Below are 16,317 nucleotides of genomic sequence, written 5' to 3' on the forward strand. Positions count from 1 at the left end.
TATGACTGACAACAAGAACCGGCCCGCGGCCGGCATCCTGGGCACCAAGCTCGGCATGACCCAGGTCTTCGACGAGAAGAACCGCGTCGTCCCGGTCACCGTCATCAAGGCGGGCCCGAACGTGGTCACCCAGATCCGCACCGTGGAGCGCGACGGCTACTCGGCCGTCCAGATCGCTTTCGGCGCCATCGACCCGCGCAAGGTGAACAAGCCGACTTCCGGCCAGTTCGCCAAGGCCGGTGTCACCCCGCGCCGCCACGTCACCGAGATCCGCGTCGCGGATGCCTCCACCTTCGAGGTCGGCCAGGAGCTCTCCGCCGACGTCTTCGAAGAGGGCACCTACGTCGACGTGACCGGTATCAGCAAGGGCAAGGGCTTCGCCGGCACCATGAAGCGTCACGGCTTCGCCGGTCAGGGCGCCTCGCACGGTGCGCAGGCTGTGCACCGTCGCCCGGGTTCCATCGGTGGCTGCGCCACCCCCGGCCGCGTGTTCAAGGGCATGCGCATGTCGGGCCGTATGGGTAACGACCGCGTCACCACGCAGAACCTCTCGGTTCACAAGGTCGACGCCGAGAACGGCCTGCTCCTGGTCAAGGGTGCCATCCCCGGCCGCAAGGGCAACGTCGTGATCGTCAAGAGCGCCGTGAAGGGTGGTGCGCACGCATGACCAGCCTCGACAAGAAGGCCAACCTGACGCTGACCGTTAAGGCCGCAGGCGGCAAGACCGAGGGCACCGTCGAACTCCCCGCGGAGATCTTCGACGTGACCGCCAACGTCGCGCTGATGCACCAGGTCGTCATCGCGCAGCTGGCCGCCGCTCGCCAGGGCACCCACTCCACGAAGACTCGTGGCGAGGTCCGTGGTGGTGGCAAGAAGCCGTACCGCCAGAAGGGCACCGGCCGCGCCCGCCAGGGTTCGACCCGTGCGCCGCAGTTCGCCGGCGGTGGCACCGTCCACGGCCCGCAGCCGCGTGACTACAGCCAGCGGACCCCCAAGAAGATGAAGGCCGCCGCCCTGCGCGGTGCCCTCTCCGACCGGGCCCGCAACGAGCGCATCCACGTGATCACCGAGCTGGTCGCGGGTCAGACCCCGTCGACCAAGGCCGCCAAGAGCTTCCTGTCCGAGCTGTCGGACCGCAAGAAGTTCCTGGTCGTCGTCGGTCGCGAGGACGTCGCCGCGTGGAAGAGCGTGGCGAACCTGCAGAACGTGCTGCCGATCGCCCCGGACCAGCTCAACACCTACGACGTCCTCAACAGCGACGAACTGGTGTTCAGCGTCGAGGCCCTGAACGCGTTCGTTCACGGTCCCGCCGAGGCGGCCCAGGAGGAGAGCAAGTGAGCACCATCGCCGACCCCCGCGACATCCTGCTCGCACCGGTCATCTCGGAGAAGTCCTACGGACTGATCGAGGAAGGCACCTACACCTTCCTGGTGCACCCGGATTCGAACAAGACGCAGATCAAGATTGCCGTCGAGAAGGTCTTCGGCGTCAAGGTGACCAGCGTCAACACCGCCAACCGTCAGGGCAAGCGCAAGCGGACCCGCTTCGGTTACGGCAAGCGCAAGGACACCAAGCGCGCGCTCGTGACCATCTCGGCCGATAGCAAGCCCATCGAGATCTTCGGAGGACCGGTCGCGTAAGCGCCTGGGACTCCAGAAAGCGAGAAGAACTCATGGCAATCCGTAAATACAAGCCGACTACGCCGGGCCGTCGTGGCTCCAGCGTCTCGGACTTCGCCGAGATCACCCGGTCGACGCCGGAGAAGTCGCTGCTGCGCCCGCTCACCAAGTCCGGTGGTCGTAACGCGCACGGTCGCATCACCACGCGTCACCGCGGTGGCGGTCACAAGCGGGCCTACCGCGTCATCGACTTCCGTCGACTGGACAAGGACGGCATCCCGGCCAAGGTCGCTCACATCGAGTACGACCCCAACCGCACCGCCAACATCGCACTGCTGCACTTTGCCGACGGCGAGAAGCGCTACATCATCGCGCCGAAGGGCATCAAGCAGGGCAGCCCGATCGAGTCCGGCCCCACGGCCGACATCAAGCCGGGTAACAACCTGCCGCTGCGCAACATCCCGACCGGTACCACGATCCACAACGTGGAGCTGCGTCCGGGCGGCGGCGCCAAGATGGCCCGTGCCGCAGGCATGAGCATCCAGCTGCTGGGCAAGGAAGGGCCGTACGCGACCCTGCGTATGCCCTCCGGTGAAATCCGCCGTGTCGACGTGCGCTGCCGCGCCACCGTCGGCGAGGTCGGCAACGCCGAGCAGTCGAACATCAACTGGGGCAAGGCCGGCCGTATGCGCTGGAAGGGCCGTCGTCCCACCGTCCGTGGTGTCGTCATGAACCCGGTCGACCACCCGCACGGTGGTGGTGAGGGTAAGACCTCCGGTGGTCGCCACCCGGTCTCCCCGTGGGGTCAGCCGGAAGGCCGTACCCGCAAGCCCAACCGCCCGAGCGACAAGCTCATCGTCCGCCGCCGCAAGACCGGCAAGAAGCGCTAAGGAGGAGGTAAGAAATGCCACGCAGCCTCAAGAAGGGCCCGTTCGTCGACGACCACCTCCTCGCGAAGGTGGATGTGCAGAACGAGAAGGGCACGAAGCAGGTCATCAAGACCTGGTCGCGTCGCTCGACCATCATCCCCGATTTCATCGGCCACACTTTCGCCGTCCACGACGGTCGCAAGCATGTCCCGGTGTTCATCTCGGACAACATGGTCGGCCACAAGCTCGGTGAGTTCGCGCCGACCAGGACGTTCAAGAGCCACGTCAAGGACGACCGGAAGAGCAAGCGGCGATGACTGAAACCAACACCGAAACGGTTCAGAACCCGACTGCCCGCGCAACCGCCAAGCACGTGCGGGTCACCCCGATGAAGGCGCGTCGCGTCGTGGACCTGGTCCGCGGCAAGCGTGTCGAGGACGCCCTGGCGATCCTGAAGTTCGCGCCGCAGGCCGCGAGCGAGCCGGTTGCCAAGGTCGTGGCCAGTGCCGCGGCGAACGCCGAGAACAACCTCGGCCTCAACCCGGCCACCCTGGTCATCTCGACCGCGTTCGTCGACGAGGGTGCCACCATGAAGCGTTTCCAGCCGCGGGCCCAGGGCCGCGCGTTCCGGATCCGCAAGCGCACCAGCCACATCACCATCGAGGTCGAGAGCGTGCCCACCGTCGGCGCTGCCACTCGTAGCCGCCGGAAGGGAGGGGCAAAGTAAATGGGACAGAAAATCAACCCCCATGGCTTCCGCCTCGGTATCACCACCGACTGGAAGTCGCGTTGGTACGCGGACAAGCAGTACGCGGAATACGTGAAGGAAGACGTTCAGATCCGCAAGCTCCTCGCCACGGGCATGGAGCGGGCAGGCATCTCGAAGGTCGAGATCGAGCGCACCCGTGATCGCGTCCGTGTGGATATCCACACCGCGCGTCCCGGCATCGTGATCGGTCGCCGTGGCGCGGAGGCCGACCGCATCCGCGCCGAGCTGGAGAAGCTCACCAAGAAGCAGGTCCAGCTGAACATCCTCGAGGTCAAGAACCCCGAGTCGGATGCGCAGCTGGTCGCTCAGGGTGTCGCCGAGCAGCTCAGCAACCGTGTGGCGTTCCGTCGCGCGATGCGCAAGGCCATCCAGTCGGCCATGCGTTCGCCGAACGTCAAGGGCATCCGTGTGCAGTGCTCGGGCCGCCTCGGTGGCGCCGAGATGTCGCGCTCGGAGTTCTACCGCGAGGGTCGCGTCCCGCTGCACACGCTGCGCGCGGACATCGACTACGGCCTCTACGAGGCCAAGACCACCTTCGGTCGCATCGGCGTGAAGGTCTGGATCTACAAGGGTGACATCGTCGGTGGTCGTCGTGAGCTGACCGCCGCCGCTGCTGCTCCGGAGCGCCCGCGTCGCGAGCGTCCGAGCCGCCCGCGTCGTTCCGGGTCCGCCGGCACCACCGCGACCTCGACCGAGGTCGGTCGCGCCGCCACCGCTGTGGCGGACGCACCGGCAGAGAACCAGGAGGGCTGACGCATGCTGATGCCCCGTCGCGTCAAGCACCGCAAGCAGCACCACCCGTCCCGCTCCGGCATGTCCAAGGGCGGCACCGCGGTGGCGTTCGGTGAGTACGGCATCCAGGCTCTCGAGCCCGCCTACGTCACCAACCGTCAGATCGAGTCGGCGCGTATCGCGATGACCCGCCACATCAAGCGTGGCGGCAAGATCTGGATCAACATCTACCCCGACCGCCCGCTCACCAAGAAGCCTGCCGAGACCCGCATGGGTTCCGGTAAGGGTTCGCCGGAGTGGTGGGTCGCGAACGTGAAGCCCGGTCGGGTCATGTTCGAGATGTCTTACCCCAACGAGGAGATCGCTCGCGAGGCCCTGCGTCGCGCGATGCACAAGCTCCCCATGAAGTGCAGGATCGTGACCAGGGAGGAGCAGTTCTGATGGCTACCGGAACACCGGCCGCAGAGCTCCGCGAGCTCAACGAAGAAGAGCTCGTGGCCAAACTGCGCGAGAGCAAGGAAGAGCTCTTCAACCTGCGCTTCCAGATGGCGACGGGTCAGCTCGACAACAACCGTCGTCTGCGCGTCGTCCGCCACGAGATCGCGCGCATCTACACGGTCATGCGTGAGCGCGAGCTCGGCCTGGCCACGGCACCCGCTGGCAAGGGAGACGCGGCATGAGCGAGAACAAGGAAGAGCGCAACAGCCGCAAGGTACGCAGCGGCTACGTCGTCTCGGACAAGATGAACAAGACGATCGTCGTCGAGCTGGAAGACCGTCACCGGCACCCGCTCTACGGCAAGATCATCCGCACCACCTCCAAGGTGAAGGCGCATGACGAGAACGAGATCGCCGGCGTCGGCGACCGCGTTCAGCTGATGGAGACCCGTCCGCTGTCGGCCACCAAGCGCTGGCGTCTGGTCGAGGTCCTGGAGAAGGCCAAGTAAGGTCCCTCCTCGATCCATCGAGATCGTTGCACGAAGGCCCGTTTCCCGTTGGGAAGCGGGCCTTCGTCGTTGGGGCAGGGACGAGCATGCCGAGTTGATGCGTCGACTCGCATGATCTATCTCGATCTCGCATTCGATCGCGCGTAACCACGCGCTGATCGACGGCAACCAACGAACCGCGTTCGTTGTCGGTGTCGCCATGCTCCGGCTGAACGGCTATCGTGTCCGCCCACTTCCGGACGAGCAGGTCGCCGAGATCGCGAAGAGCTTGGAGCTGTGGTCTGATCCGGCGTGAGTCCGTCAGCCGGTGAAGGCATACGGGTGGCGGATCTTGCGGGCGAATTCGACGATGTTGGTGACGGTGCTGCCGGAGAGGCCTACTTCGGCGCCGATGCGGGGGGCGGACCAGGATCGGTCGGTGAGTTCGAGGATTTCCTCGATCTGGTCGATGGTCAGGCGCAAGGGGTTGCGGTGGGCGATCTGGCGGGCCAGGGCGCGGACTTCGGTGTCGTCGTCGAAGTCGGGCGTTAGGTCGGGGTCGTCGAAGTCCGGGGTTTCGGTGGGTGAGATGTCGTCGGTGGGGGTCGGTTCGTCGTCGAGAAGCTGTTGCGGTACCGCCGGATTCGGCTCGAGGTGGTGCGGGAGCCGGGGCGTCGAAGGTGGTGACGCGGGTTCGGGGGTGAGGGTGAGCTGTTCGGGCTCGTCGGCCGGGAGTTGTGGATCGTTGTGTACCACCGTGGAATCGGTGGGGGCCGAGGTGTCGCCGTTGGGGTCACGGGCGACGGTGCCGGCGTGCGCCGTCGCCTCGGGAACCGGGTCGGTGCCGGTCGCGTCGCCGGCGGGAGTCTGCGCGGCGGCCGTCACCGGTATTCGCCGTGTGGTGGGGGCGGGTATGCGCACGGTGTGGTCCGCGCCGTTGCGGCGATGCTCGGCGGCGGCCTTGTGGATCAGCTCGAGGGTGCCGGGCGCTGTCGTCTTCTCGCCCGAAACGCGACGAACACCGTGGGTACGCGCCGCCCGCCCGGCATCCGGTGCGACACTCTTCCCGGCATCGGCATCGGCATCGGCATCGGCATCGGCATCGGCATCGGCATCGGCATCGGCATCGTGCCGTTCGACGGAAGCAGTGGCACCCTGCTCGGCGGGAGTGGACGCCGCGCCGGCGGTGATGATCACCGGCTCAGTGTCATCGACGGTGACAGCTCCCTCGATGCCGCGATCCCGCATCGCGGTTTCATGCGAATCATGCTGGGTCGGTACGAGATCGCCGACGATGTCTGGACCCACAGCCGCAGCCGCAGCCGCCGTCGCCGTCGCCGTCGAGGCAGTAGACCAAGTCAGGACCTCCGTCAGAGCCTCGGTCGCCGCGGCAGCCGCAGCCGCTGCCTCCGTCGGGGCCGCATCCACCGCAGCCTGACTCGGGGCCGCAGTCGCGGTTGGGGCCGCTGCCGCAGCCACATTCGGGACCAGAGCCTTCGCCGGAGCGGGAGCCGCGTCCGCCGCTCCAGTCAGAGTGGCAGCTGGAGTCGCAACCTCGGCAGCAGCCGGAGTCGGAACCTCGGCCGCAGCGGGGGCCGGCGTGGCTGCCGGAGTCTTCACCTCGGCCGCAGCGGGGGCCGGCGTGGCTGCCGGAGTCGGAACCTCGGCCGCAGCCGGGGTCGGCGTGGCTGCCGGAGTCGGAACCTCGGCCGCAGCCGGGGTCGGCGTGGCTGCCGGAGTCGGAACCTCGGCCGCAGCGGGGGTCGGCGTGGCTGCCGGAGTCGGAACCTCGGCCGCAGCGGGGGTCGGCGTAGCTGCCGGAGCCCGAACTTCGGTCCCAGCAGGGGTCGGCGCGGCTGCCGGTCCCGGAGCATCGGAAGTGCCTGGAGCCGGAATCTCAGCCGCATCCGTACCATGAGTATCGGCTAGAGGCCCGGCGGTGACCGCAGTCGGCTCCGGCTGTGTCGCAAAGTTTCTGACCGGCTCGTGGTCGCGCAGGAACTCGACGGAACTCGGCATCGTCGCCTCGCCCGGCAACCCGATCGATGCCGCTTCGATCAGCATCGCGTAGCGGGCCGAGACCCAGGCGTGTAGCCAGATGACCACGCCCACCATCACGGGGGCGATGGCGTATTCGGCGGCGCGGCCGAAGGACCCGGCGGCGAGATGGGGGCCCGCGTTGAGGGCGACGGTGGTGCCGAGGAGGGCGAGTTCGAAGAGCAGGACCTTGCCGCGTTCCAGTTCACGTCCCCAGCGGGCGGCGGTGGTGGCGGTGATCATGATGACGATGATCGGGATCGAGATCATCGCCTCGATGCCGTAGCTGAGCCAGTAGAGCGGGTCGCTCATGTCCCCGCTGGGCACGAGATTGCGCTGGACGTTCACCCCGGCCCAGACCATGCCGAGGACGACGACCCCGATCAGCGCCCGCGAGGACCATTCCGACCGCCGGTACAGCTGGGCGAGCCGGGCATCGGCGCTCGACACCCGCCGGCGCGCGGCCAGTGCCTTGCGATGCCAGCGCGCGTCGGCTTCGTCGGCGCGGCGGATGAGCGCGCCGGTGCGGCGGTCGCGCCGGTCGGTGGCGAGTTCGTCGGCGACGGCCCGCCGTCGCTGTTTACGGCGCTGCGCCCGGACCCATTCGGCCAGTTCGCGTTCCGCGCGGATCTCGGCATCGGAGAGCGCCTCGTACAGCGCGGTGTCGTGCTGCAGCCCGATCTTCCCCCGCGCCGTCGCCACCTGCTGTGCGAGGGCGGTGATCGCGGTGTCCGGCGTGCTGAGGGCATTCTCGATCGACCGGTCGTCGGACATCTCGCGCCTTCCGCGTCACTCGAACATATGGACTATCGAACATATGTGTGATTGCCAGAGAGCGTAAACGTCGGCTGCGGGATGGTCAACGACACAGCGGAATCCGCCGCGCGGGAGAGTCAGGCGTCGGGCTCCCGCAGGACCCGGTTCTCGTAGGCGGTGCGGGCGGCCGAGCTGCGGGTGGCGGCGACCTGGTCGGGGACCGCACGGCGCAGGGCGAGATCGCGCAGACGCTGGGGGAGCAGGCCGGCGAGGTGGACCAGCGGGCCGACGTAGGCGGGAAGGGAGACCTCGAAGCGGGGGCGTTCGATCACGTCGATGACCGCGCGGGCCACGTCGGTGGGGTCGAGGAGTTTGGCGGCGCCGGTGGCGGTGCCGACGGCGAGTTCGGTGTCGACCACGCCGGGCATGATCACCGAGAGCTGGACGCCGGTGCCGCGCAGTTCCTCGCGCACGGCGGTGAGATAGCCGAGCACGCCGTGCTTGGTCGCCGCGTAGGTGGCCTCGCCGGGCGGGGACAGGCGGGAGGCCGCCGAGGCGATGGTGACGATGTGTCCGCGTTTGCGCGCCCGCATTCCGGGCGCGACCAGCCGGACGCCCCGGATCACCCCGTGCAGGTTGACCGCGATCATGCGCGCGGTGGCGGTGTCGGGCTCGCTGTCGAACGCGCCCACCCACATCACGCCCGCGTTGTTGACGAGCACGTCGACCGGCCCCAGCAGGGCCTCTGTGGTGGCGAGGAAACTGTGGAAGGACCGCTCGTCGGTGACGTCGAGTTCGCAGCCGTGCACCGTGCCGGGTAGCTGACGGGCGGTGACCCGCGCGTCGTGGCCGGACAGATCGCCGATGCACACCCGCGCCCCCGCTGCCGCGAACTGATGGGCGATCTCACGGCCGATGCCCGCGGCGCCGCCGGTGACTGCCACGACGAGCCCGGCATGGATGCGTTTCATCGGCAGTGAGCCTTTCCATCGAAAACAACTGTGCTTCTGACATGACATCATGTCGGAAGTCGGGCGCGGAATTCCACGCGAGTCGTTCTCAGCTCAGTGCGGTGTGCCAGACGACCGCCGCCGCGAGCGCACCGGCCCCGTTGAGCGACCAGTGCAGCGCGATCGGCGCGAGCAGGCTGCCGCTGCGCCTGCGCAACCAGGTGAACACCACACCGGCCGCGGCGGTGGCCGCGACGGCGAGCGCGATGCCGATGATCTGCCCGGCCAGCCCGCCCCCGACGATCCCGGACAGTCCCTTGTTTCCGCTGGTCAGCCCCAGCGACGAGGCGATGTGCCAGAACCCGAACAGCAGCGATCCCGCCGCGAACAGCCCGCGCACGCCGAGCACCCGGTCCAGCGTCCCGTGCAGCACCCCGCGGAAGGCGAGTTCCTCGGGAATCACCGTCTGCAAGGGGATGACGATCATCGAGGCGATCAGCGCGCCGGAGATGGTGGCGTAGCGGTCGGCCAGGAAGAACGGCCGGGTGACCGGCAGGATCGCGCCGATCGCCACGGCGGTGAGCACGATGCCGACCGCGCCGACGGCGTAGAGCGTGCCGCGCCGCCAGTGCCGCGGCGACAGACCCAGTTCGGCCCAGCCGAGCCCGCGCTTGCGCATCAGGGCCAGCAGCGCGAACGCCGCGATCGGCACGGTGACGATATTGGCCCACGCGGTGGTGAAGTGCGCGATCAGATTGGTCCCGGCCAGCACGACCACGACCACGGCGATATCGATGTACGCGTGGAGCTTGGGCCGGGGTTCGGCGACGGTCGCGGGTGAGGGCACCCGACCGAGTGTACGGAAATATCACGAAAAGGAAACGGTCGGGACAACGCTGGTCAGCGCCCGATTTCCGGCCGAAACCGGGGTGGACCGGCACGGCGCGACGGCATCAAGATCGACTCGCCGTCGGGGCCCTGTGAGCTACTCGACAGCCGATCCGGACCATCCCGGCAGGTCGTCCCAGGCTTGCAGGCTGCGCCCGGTCTCGAACCGTCGCGGCTGCCCGCTGATCGGATCGGTGAACGCGAGCGAGGCGGCCAGCAATTGCAGCGGGCGGGTGTAGTCGTCGACGGACTTGTCGGTGACCACGGGATAGAAATCGTCGCCGAGGATCGGCACGCCGAGGCTGTTCATGTGCAGGCGGAGCTGGTGGGTGCGGCCGGTGTGCGGGCGCAGCCGGTAGCGGCCGAGTCCGTCGCGGTGCTCGAGCAGTTCCACCTCGGTCTCGGCATTGGGTTCGCCGGGCACCTCCTGCGCCGCGAGCACGTGCTTTTCCTTGACGATCCGGCTGCGCACGGTGCGCGGCAGTTCCAGCGCGGGATCGTAGGGCGCGACGGCCTCGTATTCCTTGCGCACGGTCCGCCGGTGGAACATGGTCTGGTAGGCGCCGCGCGCGGCCGGGTTCACCACGAACAGGATCAGGCCCGCGGTCACCCGGTCGAGGCGGTGCGCGGGGATCAGGTCGGGCAGGTCCAGGTCGCGGCGCAGGCGGACCAGGGCGGTCTGCAGGATGTGCTGACCGCGCGGGATGGTCGCCAGGAAGTGCGGCTTGTCGATCACCAGGATGTCGTCGTCGCGATGCACGATCCCGATCTCGAAGGGCACCTCGCGCTCGACGGGCAGGTCGCGGTGGAACCACACCGCCCCACCCGGCACATACGGTGCGTCCGGGGCCAGCGGGCCGTCCAGGTCGACGATCTCGCCCGCCGCCAGCATGGCGTCGATCCGTGCCGGGTCCACCCTCGGCAGCCGCTCGACCAGGTGCTCACGCACGGTCGCCCAGTGCCCGTCCTCCGGGAGCCGGAGCCGGGCGGGATCGAGGCCGTGCCGTTTCGGCAGCGGCGGCTGCTGCCTGCGTCGCATACAGAAGAGTCTGGCCGGAGCCCTCCGGCCGCGACCCTTCGGGCCCGGTCAGGCGGCGCGGGTGGCCAGCCCGGGGTAGCCGGCGATCAGCCCGGACGCGTCGAAATCGAGGGTGGCCCGGAAGTCGAAGCCGCGGGAGCGGTAGTCGTAGCGCTGGGCGGTGCCGTCGGCGAGGCGGCGGTAGTGCTGGTCGAGGCGGGTGACCGCGAGGTCGGGGGCGATGTAGACGGCCGGGGTGTCGGCGCCGTCACCGATGGCCAGGGCGAGGCGGTGCACCGGGAGCGCGTTGGTGAACACCGAGGCCGCCAGGTCCACATCGAGGCAGCCGTCGAGCTCGGGCGCGGGCACACCGTCGAGCTGCCAGCGGCCCAGTCCGTCGGACTGCACGGTGAGCGCGCGGCGGGCGTCGGGGTAGCGGGCGGTGATCTGGGCCGAGCGGGTGTGCCAGCTGTCGTCGATCCGCAGGCGGTAGTCGATCGCCCAGGTCAGCTCGTCCTCGATCGCCGTGACGCAGCCTTCGACCACCACGCCGCGCTCGCCGTCACGGAAGTAGGCCACTTCGAAGCCGGTGCGCGCGTCGTGATGACGCCACGCGGCCGACGGTGGCAGCGGCGCGAACATCAGAGCTCCTCACGTGGACGACCGGTCACCTTCGCCATTCCCCCTCCTGACCGCGTTCAACCGCGCAGCAATCAATTTAGGCTAACCTTTCCTCGGCGAGTAGCCGCGAACAGGTCGAGAGGCGAGAACGTTATGACGGTGCAGGTAGCGCCGCCGCCGGGGGCGGAGTCGGGCAACCGGCCGCCCAAGGCGGTCGCGAAGGCGAAGAAGCAGCAGGAGGCGCAGGCGCGCAAGGAGATCCTCGCGCCGGTATCGGGCATGCTCACGGTGGCGAGCCTGATCGTCGCGGTCGCCTCGATCTGCGCGGTCGTGCCCTTCCTGCTGATCGTGCAGGCCTGCCGCGAACTGCTCGAGTCCCCGGTCGACACCGATCGCGTGTGGTGGCTGTTCGGTGCCGCCGTGGCGGTGCTGCTGGTGCGCGCGTTCCTGCAGGTCGTCGTGCTGCTGTGGTCGCACGCGGTGGACGCCGGTTACCAGCTCGGCCTGCGCCGTGCCTTAGCCGCCAAGCTCACCCGGGTGCCGCTGGGCTGGTTCGGTGAACGCAGCTCCGGCGAGGTCAAGACCTACCTGCGCGACGACGTCGAAGCCCTGCACTACCTGGTCGCGCACGCCCGGCTCGAGTTCGTCGGCGCGCTGGTGGTGCCGGTGGTGACGCTGGGTTACCTGTTCACCGTCGACTGGCGGCTCACCCTGGTCCTGCTTCTGCCGCTGCTCGCCTACGTGCGCCTGTTCGGCCGCATCATGGACCGCGACGGCCGCGACCGCGTCGCTGTCTACACCCGCTGGGAGAAGCGCACCTCGCAGGCCGCGATCGAGTTCGTCGACGGCATCCAGGTGGTGCGCGCGTTCGGTCAGGCGGGCAAGGCGCACCGCGAATTCCAGGACTCGGTCGACGGTCTGGTGCAGTCGGCCCAGCGGATGAAGATGCCGATCCTGCGCGTGCAGGCCGCCTCCGACATCGTGGTCGCGCCGGTGTTCGTGATGCTGGTCGTGGTGGCCGGTGGCCTGGCCGGGGTCGGCCTCGGCTGGGTCGAACCGCTGGACATGCTGCCCTTCGTGCTGGTCGGCCTGGGTATCGGCAGCTCGCTGCTGGGTCTGGGCTACGGCTCGCAGGCGCTGCGCGCCGGTGGCGCCGCGGCCCTGCGCCTGCACGAACTGCAGCAGACTCCCGAACTCGACCAGGCGCCCGACACCGCGTCGGCGACCGAGGGCGAATCCGGCGTGGTCCGCTTCGAGGACGTGAAGTTCGGCTACCGCACCGACCACGACGTGCTGCGCGGTATCGACCTCGAGCTGCGCCCCGGCACGCTCACCGCGCTGGTCGGCCCGAGCGGCTCGGGCAAGTCGACCCTGGCCAAACTGCTGCCCCGCTTCTACGACGTCGGCGCGGGCCGGATCACCATCGGCGGCCGGGACATCCGCGAATACGGCAGCGAAGAGCTGTATCGCACGGTCGGTTTCGTCTTCCAGGATGTGCGCCTGATCCGCGGCTCGATCCGCGAGAACCTGGCGCTGGCCCGCCCCGACGCCGACGACGCCGCCCTCGAACGCGCCGCGCGCGCCGCCCAGATCCACGACCGCATCCTCGCTCTGCCGCGCGGCTACGACTCCGAGATCGGCGTCGACGCCACCCTGTCCGGCGGTGAGGCGCAGCGCCTCTCGATCGCGCGCGCCCTGCTCGCCGACACCCCGGTGCTCGTCCTGGACGAGGCCACCGCCTTCGCCGACCCCGAGTCCGAGGCCGCCGTGCAGGACGCGCTGGCCGCGCTGGTCGCCGGTCGCACCGTGCTGGTGATCGCGCATCGCCTGCACACCATCACCGGGGTCGACCGCATCCTGGTGCTGGAGAACGGAACCCTCGTCGAACAGGGCAGCCACGCCGATCTGGTCGGTGCCGGTGGGCTCTATCAGCGGCTCTGGGAGATCAACGAGGCCGCGCTCGGCACGCTCGCCCTGGTGGAGGACGCACGATGATTCGCAAGGTATTCCGGCTGGTTCCCGCCGAATTCGGGCCGCTGGTCCCCAAACTGCTGGCCGCGATCGTGCTGCAGGCGCTGTGCCAGGCCGCCGCCTATCTGCTGCTGGTCCCGGTGCTCGAATCGCTGATCGATGACGACCTGGGCCAGGCGTGGCTGTGGGCGCTGGGCATGGCCGTCGCCGTCGGCGGCCTGATCGTGTTCGGTTACCTGCAGGCCGTGCTCGGTCTGCGCATCGGCCTTGGCATGCAGTCGGGTCTGCAGACCAGCCTCGGTGACAAGCTCAACGCGCTGCCGCTGGGCTGGTTCGAGGGCCGCGACGCCGGACCGCTCTCGCGCGTGGTGGTCGAGCAGGTCCGCGAGATGCAGGGCCTGATCGCCTACCTGCTCACCAAGGTGCTCACCGGCATCATCGTGCCGCTGGCCGTCGGCCTCGGCATGCTGTTCATCGACTGGCGGGTCGGGCTGGCCATGCTGCTGGCCGCGCCGGTGCTCTACCTGGTGAACAACCTCGCCAACCGCGCCTACACCGGCGCCGACGCCCGCCTGCACGACGCGGCGGCCGAAGCCGATTCGCGCGTGGTCGAATTCGCGCAGGCCCAGCCGGTGCTGCGGGCCTTCGGCGCGGTCGGCGCAGGCAACAAGAAGCTCGACGGCGCGCTGGCCGAGCACAAGTCGGCCACCATGCGGATGATGGTCGCCACCGTGCCCGGCCTGGTGGTGTTCGCGCTGTTCGTGCAGGCCGTGTTCCTGGTGCTGGTCTACCTGGTGGTGGTGCAGGTGACCGACGGCGAGATCTCGGCCGCCGTCGCCATCGCGCTGATCGCGGTGAGCTCGCGCTTCATCGAACCGGTCAACCAGGCCGCCCAGCTGGGTAGCGCGCTGCGCTCGGCCGCCGCGGCCGCCGACCGCATCACCGATCTGCTCGACGAGCCCACCCTGCCCGAGGCCACCGAGGCCGTCACTCCCGGCGCGCCCGCGGTGGTGTTCGACGAGGTCAGCTTCGGTTACCGCCCCGGCGAACCGGTGCTGTCGGACCTGTCGTTCACCGTGCCCGCCGGTACCACCACCGCCATCGTCGGCCCCAGCGGTTCGGGTAAGACCACCCTGCTGCGCCTGGCCGCGCGCTTCTACGACGTGGAGTCCGGCGCGGTCTCGGTCGGCGAGCACGATGTGCGCGCCCAGCCCTCGGAGACCCTGCTCGGCCAGATGTCGCTGGTGTTCCAGAACGTCTACCTGTTCAACCGCTCGGTCGCCGAGAACATCCGCATCGGCAACCCTGAGGCCACCGACGAGGAACTGCGGCGCGCGGCCCAGGCGGCCCGCGTCGACGAGATCGTCGAGCGCCTGCCCGAGGGCTTCGACACCCAGGTCGGCGAGGGCGGCGCTTCCCTCTCCGGCGGCGAACGCCAGCGCGTCTCCATCGCCCGCGCCCTGCTCAAGGACGCCCCCATCGTCCTGCTCGACGAGGCGACCAGCGCCCTCGACCCGCACAGCGAAGCCGTCGTCGTCCGCGGCATCCACCAATTGACCAGGGACAAAACGGTTCTCGTCGTGGCCCACCGCCTGGCCACCATCGCCCACGCCGACCAGATCCTGTTCCTCGACAACGGCCGCATCGCCGAACGCGGCACCCACACCGAACTCCTCGCCCAGAACGGCCGCTACGCCGCCTTCTGGAACGAACGAGAACGCGCCACCGGCTGGCGCCTGGAACCGGTCCCGGCCTGACACACCCACTCAGCGGCCCCGCGGATCCCTATCCGCGGGGCCGCCGCATTCCGCCTCCGCAACGAAGCTCCGCGAGGTGCGCGTACTCCAGCCCGGAACGTGAGTCGGCCAACCGCCTCTACCAGCGGGCGGGTTTCAGTGTCCGTGATTCCCTGACCTACCGCCGCGTCCTCCACTGATCACAAGGCCGCCGTTCACCGACCCACATATCGTGGATTGTGGAGGGTGATCACCGTCGATACGGATCTACCAGGCTGAACGGGATCTGTGCCTGTTCGAGCACATCTTCCGGGAAGGCGTCTCCGGCGATGTAATAGCGCGCCCGGGTTCGCCCGACGGGAGCGAGGATGCCCCGCTGGGTCAGCACCTTGAGATCGCGCTGCGCCTGCTGGACGCTGAGTCCTTCGCCTGATCCGTAACGGGATCTACGCACTCGCCCGGAGGTCGCGACGTCGTGCAGTGCCGAGATCACGCGCTCGTCGAGTCCCGCCTGTGCCGTGAATTCCGCTGTTCGCTGCCATACCCGTCCGGATCGTTCGAACCGTGCCCGCACCGTCTGCGCCTGCTGGTGGTAGGCGAGCAGGTTGAAGCTGATCCATTCGGAGACATCCTGATCCGGTTGGTAGTGCGCGCCACGACGGCTCAACACCTGGTAGTACTCCCAGGTGTTCCCCGGCCGTCCCAGCCATGCCTCGATCGACGAGAACTCGGGGGCCAGCACTCCTTCCCGTGCGATCAGCAATGTCTGAAGAGACCGCGACATGCGACCATTGCCGTCGCACCAGGGGTGGATCGACACCAGGTGCAGGTGTGCCATCGCCGCCCGGACCAGCGCGTGCGTATCGTCCGGCGCGTTGAGCCAGTCGACGAGTTCGTCCGCCAGCGCCGGAACGCGGTCGGCGTCAGGGGCGGTATAGGCCGCGATGCTGGGATCGCGAGCGTCCGGGACATAGACAGGCCCGGGCCGCCACTGCCCCGCGGGCTTGCGTGATGTGTGCCGATGTCCCTGCAATATCCAGTGGAGCGCGTTGAGCTGACCCTTGTCGAACCGGAAGTCGGGAGCGTCGTGCAGCGTTTGCAGGTAGGTCATCATTCGCTGGTAGGCGAGCGTTTCCTCGCGGTTCTCGTCGGAGACGTCGACATCCTGCTCGCCGGCCATCAGGTCCTCGACATCCACCGTCGAGACCTTGAATCCCTCGATCGAGTTCGACGCCGCCACCGCGTCGGCGGTGAGGAACTTCCGAAGGCCGCCGCTCCACTTCGCCGGAACACCTTGTATCTGGTGGCGCAGCTGCTCACGCATGCTGTCGACCTCGTCCAGGACTATTTGGTCCTGACTCGTCAGCTTCGGCGTAGGAAACAACATGCCAACAATCATGCAATGACGGAATCATTGCGTCAACAC

General features: G+C 68.7%; 19 protein-coding genes. 13 read left to right on the forward strand and 6 right to left on the reverse strand.

Features of this window, described 5'->3' with window-relative positions; all coding sequences use genetic code 11:
- Position 1: 1 nt before the first annotated feature.
- The 10 genes from rplC to rpsQ are packed head-to-tail and all read left to right on the forward strand — an operon-like array spanning position 2 to position 4,935.
- Positions 2-667 carry a 50S ribosomal protein L3 gene (gene rplC / locus ACFC06_RS21875; protein WP_375934116.1) on the forward strand — a complete coding sequence of 222 codons (666 nt, stop codon included), beginning with the start codon at positions 2-4 and terminating at the stop codon, positions 665-667.
- Positions 664-1,338, forward strand: a complete 675-nt coding sequence (gene rplD, locus ACFC06_RS21880) for a 50S ribosomal protein L4 (protein ID WP_336086967.1) — start codon at positions 664-666, stop codon at positions 1,336-1,338. Before rplC ends, rplD begins: the two co-directional genes overlap by 4 nt.
- A complete protein-coding gene (gene rplW, locus ACFC06_RS21885) occupies positions 1,335-1,640 on the forward strand; it encodes a 50S ribosomal protein L23 (RefSeq protein WP_019045018.1) in 306 nt (101 codons plus the stop codon). The genes rplD and rplW overlap by 4 nt, the downstream gene beginning before the upstream one ends.
- Positions 1,641-1,672: 32 nt before the next feature.
- Positions 1,673-2,509, forward strand: coding sequence for a 50S ribosomal protein L2 (gene rplB / locus ACFC06_RS21890; protein WP_067491152.1), 837 nt, complete (start codon positions 1,673-1,675; stop codon positions 2,507-2,509).
- Between the two features lie 14 nt (positions 2,510-2,523).
- The gene (gene rpsS / locus ACFC06_RS21895) at positions 2,524-2,805 is read left to right on the forward strand and encodes a 30S ribosomal protein S19 (RefSeq protein WP_056818481.1); all 282 of its coding nucleotides are present in this window, start codon (positions 2,524-2,526) and stop codon (positions 2,803-2,805) included.
- The gene (rplV, locus tag ACFC06_RS21900; RefSeq protein WP_375934121.1) at positions 2,802-3,215 is read left to right on the forward strand and encodes a 50S ribosomal protein L22; all 414 of its coding nucleotides are present in this window, start codon (positions 2,802-2,804) and stop codon (positions 3,213-3,215) included. The genes rpsS and rplV overlap by 4 nt, the downstream gene beginning before the upstream one ends.
- Positions 3,216-4,010 carry a 30S ribosomal protein S3 gene (rpsC, locus tag ACFC06_RS21905; RefSeq protein WP_019045022.1) on the forward strand — a complete coding sequence of 265 codons (795 nt, stop codon included), beginning with the start codon at positions 3,216-3,218 and terminating at the stop codon, positions 4,008-4,010.
- 3 nt (positions 4,011-4,013) lie between these two features.
- Entirely contained in the window at positions 4,014-4,430 is a 417-nt protein-coding gene (gene rplP / locus ACFC06_RS21910; protein WP_019045023.1) for a 50S ribosomal protein L16, read from the forward strand.
- Positions 4,430-4,669, forward strand: a complete 240-nt coding sequence (gene rpmC / locus ACFC06_RS21915; RefSeq protein WP_019045024.1) for a 50S ribosomal protein L29 — start codon at positions 4,430-4,432, stop codon at positions 4,667-4,669. Before rplP ends, rpmC begins: the two co-directional genes overlap by 1 nt.
- On the forward strand, positions 4,666-4,935 hold the full coding sequence (rpsQ, locus tag ACFC06_RS21920; protein WP_278264580.1) for a 30S ribosomal protein S17: 270 nt from the start codon (positions 4,666-4,668) through the stop codon (positions 4,933-4,935). Before rpmC ends, rpsQ begins: the two co-directional genes overlap by 4 nt.
- 300 nt (positions 4,936-5,235) lie before the next feature.
- On the opposite strand, the gene ACFC06_RS21925 is transcribed toward rpsQ, so the two are convergent.
- A complete protein-coding gene (locus tag ACFC06_RS21925) occupies positions 5,236-7,299 on the reverse strand; it encodes a hypothetical protein (RefSeq protein WP_375934126.1) in 2,064 nt (687 codons plus the stop codon).
- Between the two features lie 129 nt (positions 7,300-7,428).
- Here ACFC06_RS21925 and ACFC06_RS21930 point away from each other — a divergent pair, with 129 nt between their 5' ends.
- Positions 7,429-7,776 (forward strand): hypothetical protein, encoded by a 348-nt coding sequence (locus ACFC06_RS21930; protein ID WP_375934129.1) that lies wholly within the window; start codon positions 7,429-7,431, stop codon positions 7,774-7,776.
- A 68-nt stretch (positions 7,777-7,844) separates the two neighbouring features.
- On the opposite strand, the gene ACFC06_RS21935 is transcribed toward ACFC06_RS21930, so the two are convergent.
- The 4 genes from ACFC06_RS21935 to ACFC06_RS21950 all read right to left on the reverse strand — a co-directional run bounded on the left by ACFC06_RS21935 (position 7,845) and on the right by ACFC06_RS21950 (position 11,205).
- Positions 7,845-8,678: an SDR family oxidoreductase gene (locus tag ACFC06_RS21935; RefSeq protein WP_375934132.1), complete on the reverse strand. Its 834-nt coding sequence runs from the start codon at positions 8,676-8,678 to the stop codon at positions 7,845-7,847.
- Between the two features lie 88 nt (positions 8,679-8,766).
- Positions 8,767-9,504: a type II CAAX prenyl endopeptidase Rce1 family protein gene (locus tag ACFC06_RS21940; RefSeq protein WP_375934135.1), complete on the reverse strand. Its 738-nt coding sequence runs from the start codon at positions 9,502-9,504 to the stop codon at positions 8,767-8,769.
- A 138-nt stretch (positions 9,505-9,642) separates the two neighbouring features.
- Entirely contained in the window at positions 9,643-10,584 is a 942-nt protein-coding gene (locus ACFC06_RS21945; RefSeq protein ID WP_375934138.1) for an RluA family pseudouridine synthase, read from the reverse strand.
- Between the two features lie 48 nt (positions 10,585-10,632).
- Positions 10,633-11,205, reverse strand: a complete 573-nt coding sequence (locus ACFC06_RS21950) for a putative glycolipid-binding domain-containing protein (RefSeq protein ID WP_375934141.1) — start codon at positions 11,203-11,205, stop codon at positions 10,633-10,635.
- Positions 11,206-11,337: 132 nt separating this feature from the next.
- Between ACFC06_RS21950 and ACFC06_RS21955 the strand changes: the two genes are divergently transcribed.
- The gene (locus ACFC06_RS21955) at positions 11,338-13,179 is read left to right on the forward strand and encodes an ABC transporter ATP-binding protein (protein WP_375934144.1); all 1,842 of its coding nucleotides are present in this window, start codon (positions 11,338-11,340) and stop codon (positions 13,177-13,179) included.
- On the forward strand, positions 13,176-14,912 hold the full coding sequence (locus ACFC06_RS21960) for an ABC transporter ATP-binding protein (RefSeq protein ID WP_375934147.1): 1,737 nt from the start codon (positions 13,176-13,178) through the stop codon (positions 14,910-14,912). Before ACFC06_RS21955 ends, ACFC06_RS21960 begins: the two co-directional genes overlap by 4 nt.
- Positions 14,913-15,141: 229 nt before the next feature.
- On the opposite strand, the gene ACFC06_RS21965 is transcribed toward ACFC06_RS21960, so the two are convergent.
- Complete coding sequence (locus ACFC06_RS21965) at positions 15,142-16,290, reverse strand: Fic family protein (protein ID WP_375934150.1); 1,149 nt, start codon at positions 16,288-16,290, stop codon at positions 15,142-15,144.
- Positions 16,291-16,317 lie beyond the last annotated feature (27 nt).

The organism is Nocardia sp. NPDC056064 (assembly GCF_042266925.1).
Lineage (GTDB): Bacteria > Actinomycetota > Actinomycetes > Mycobacteriales > Mycobacteriaceae > Nocardia.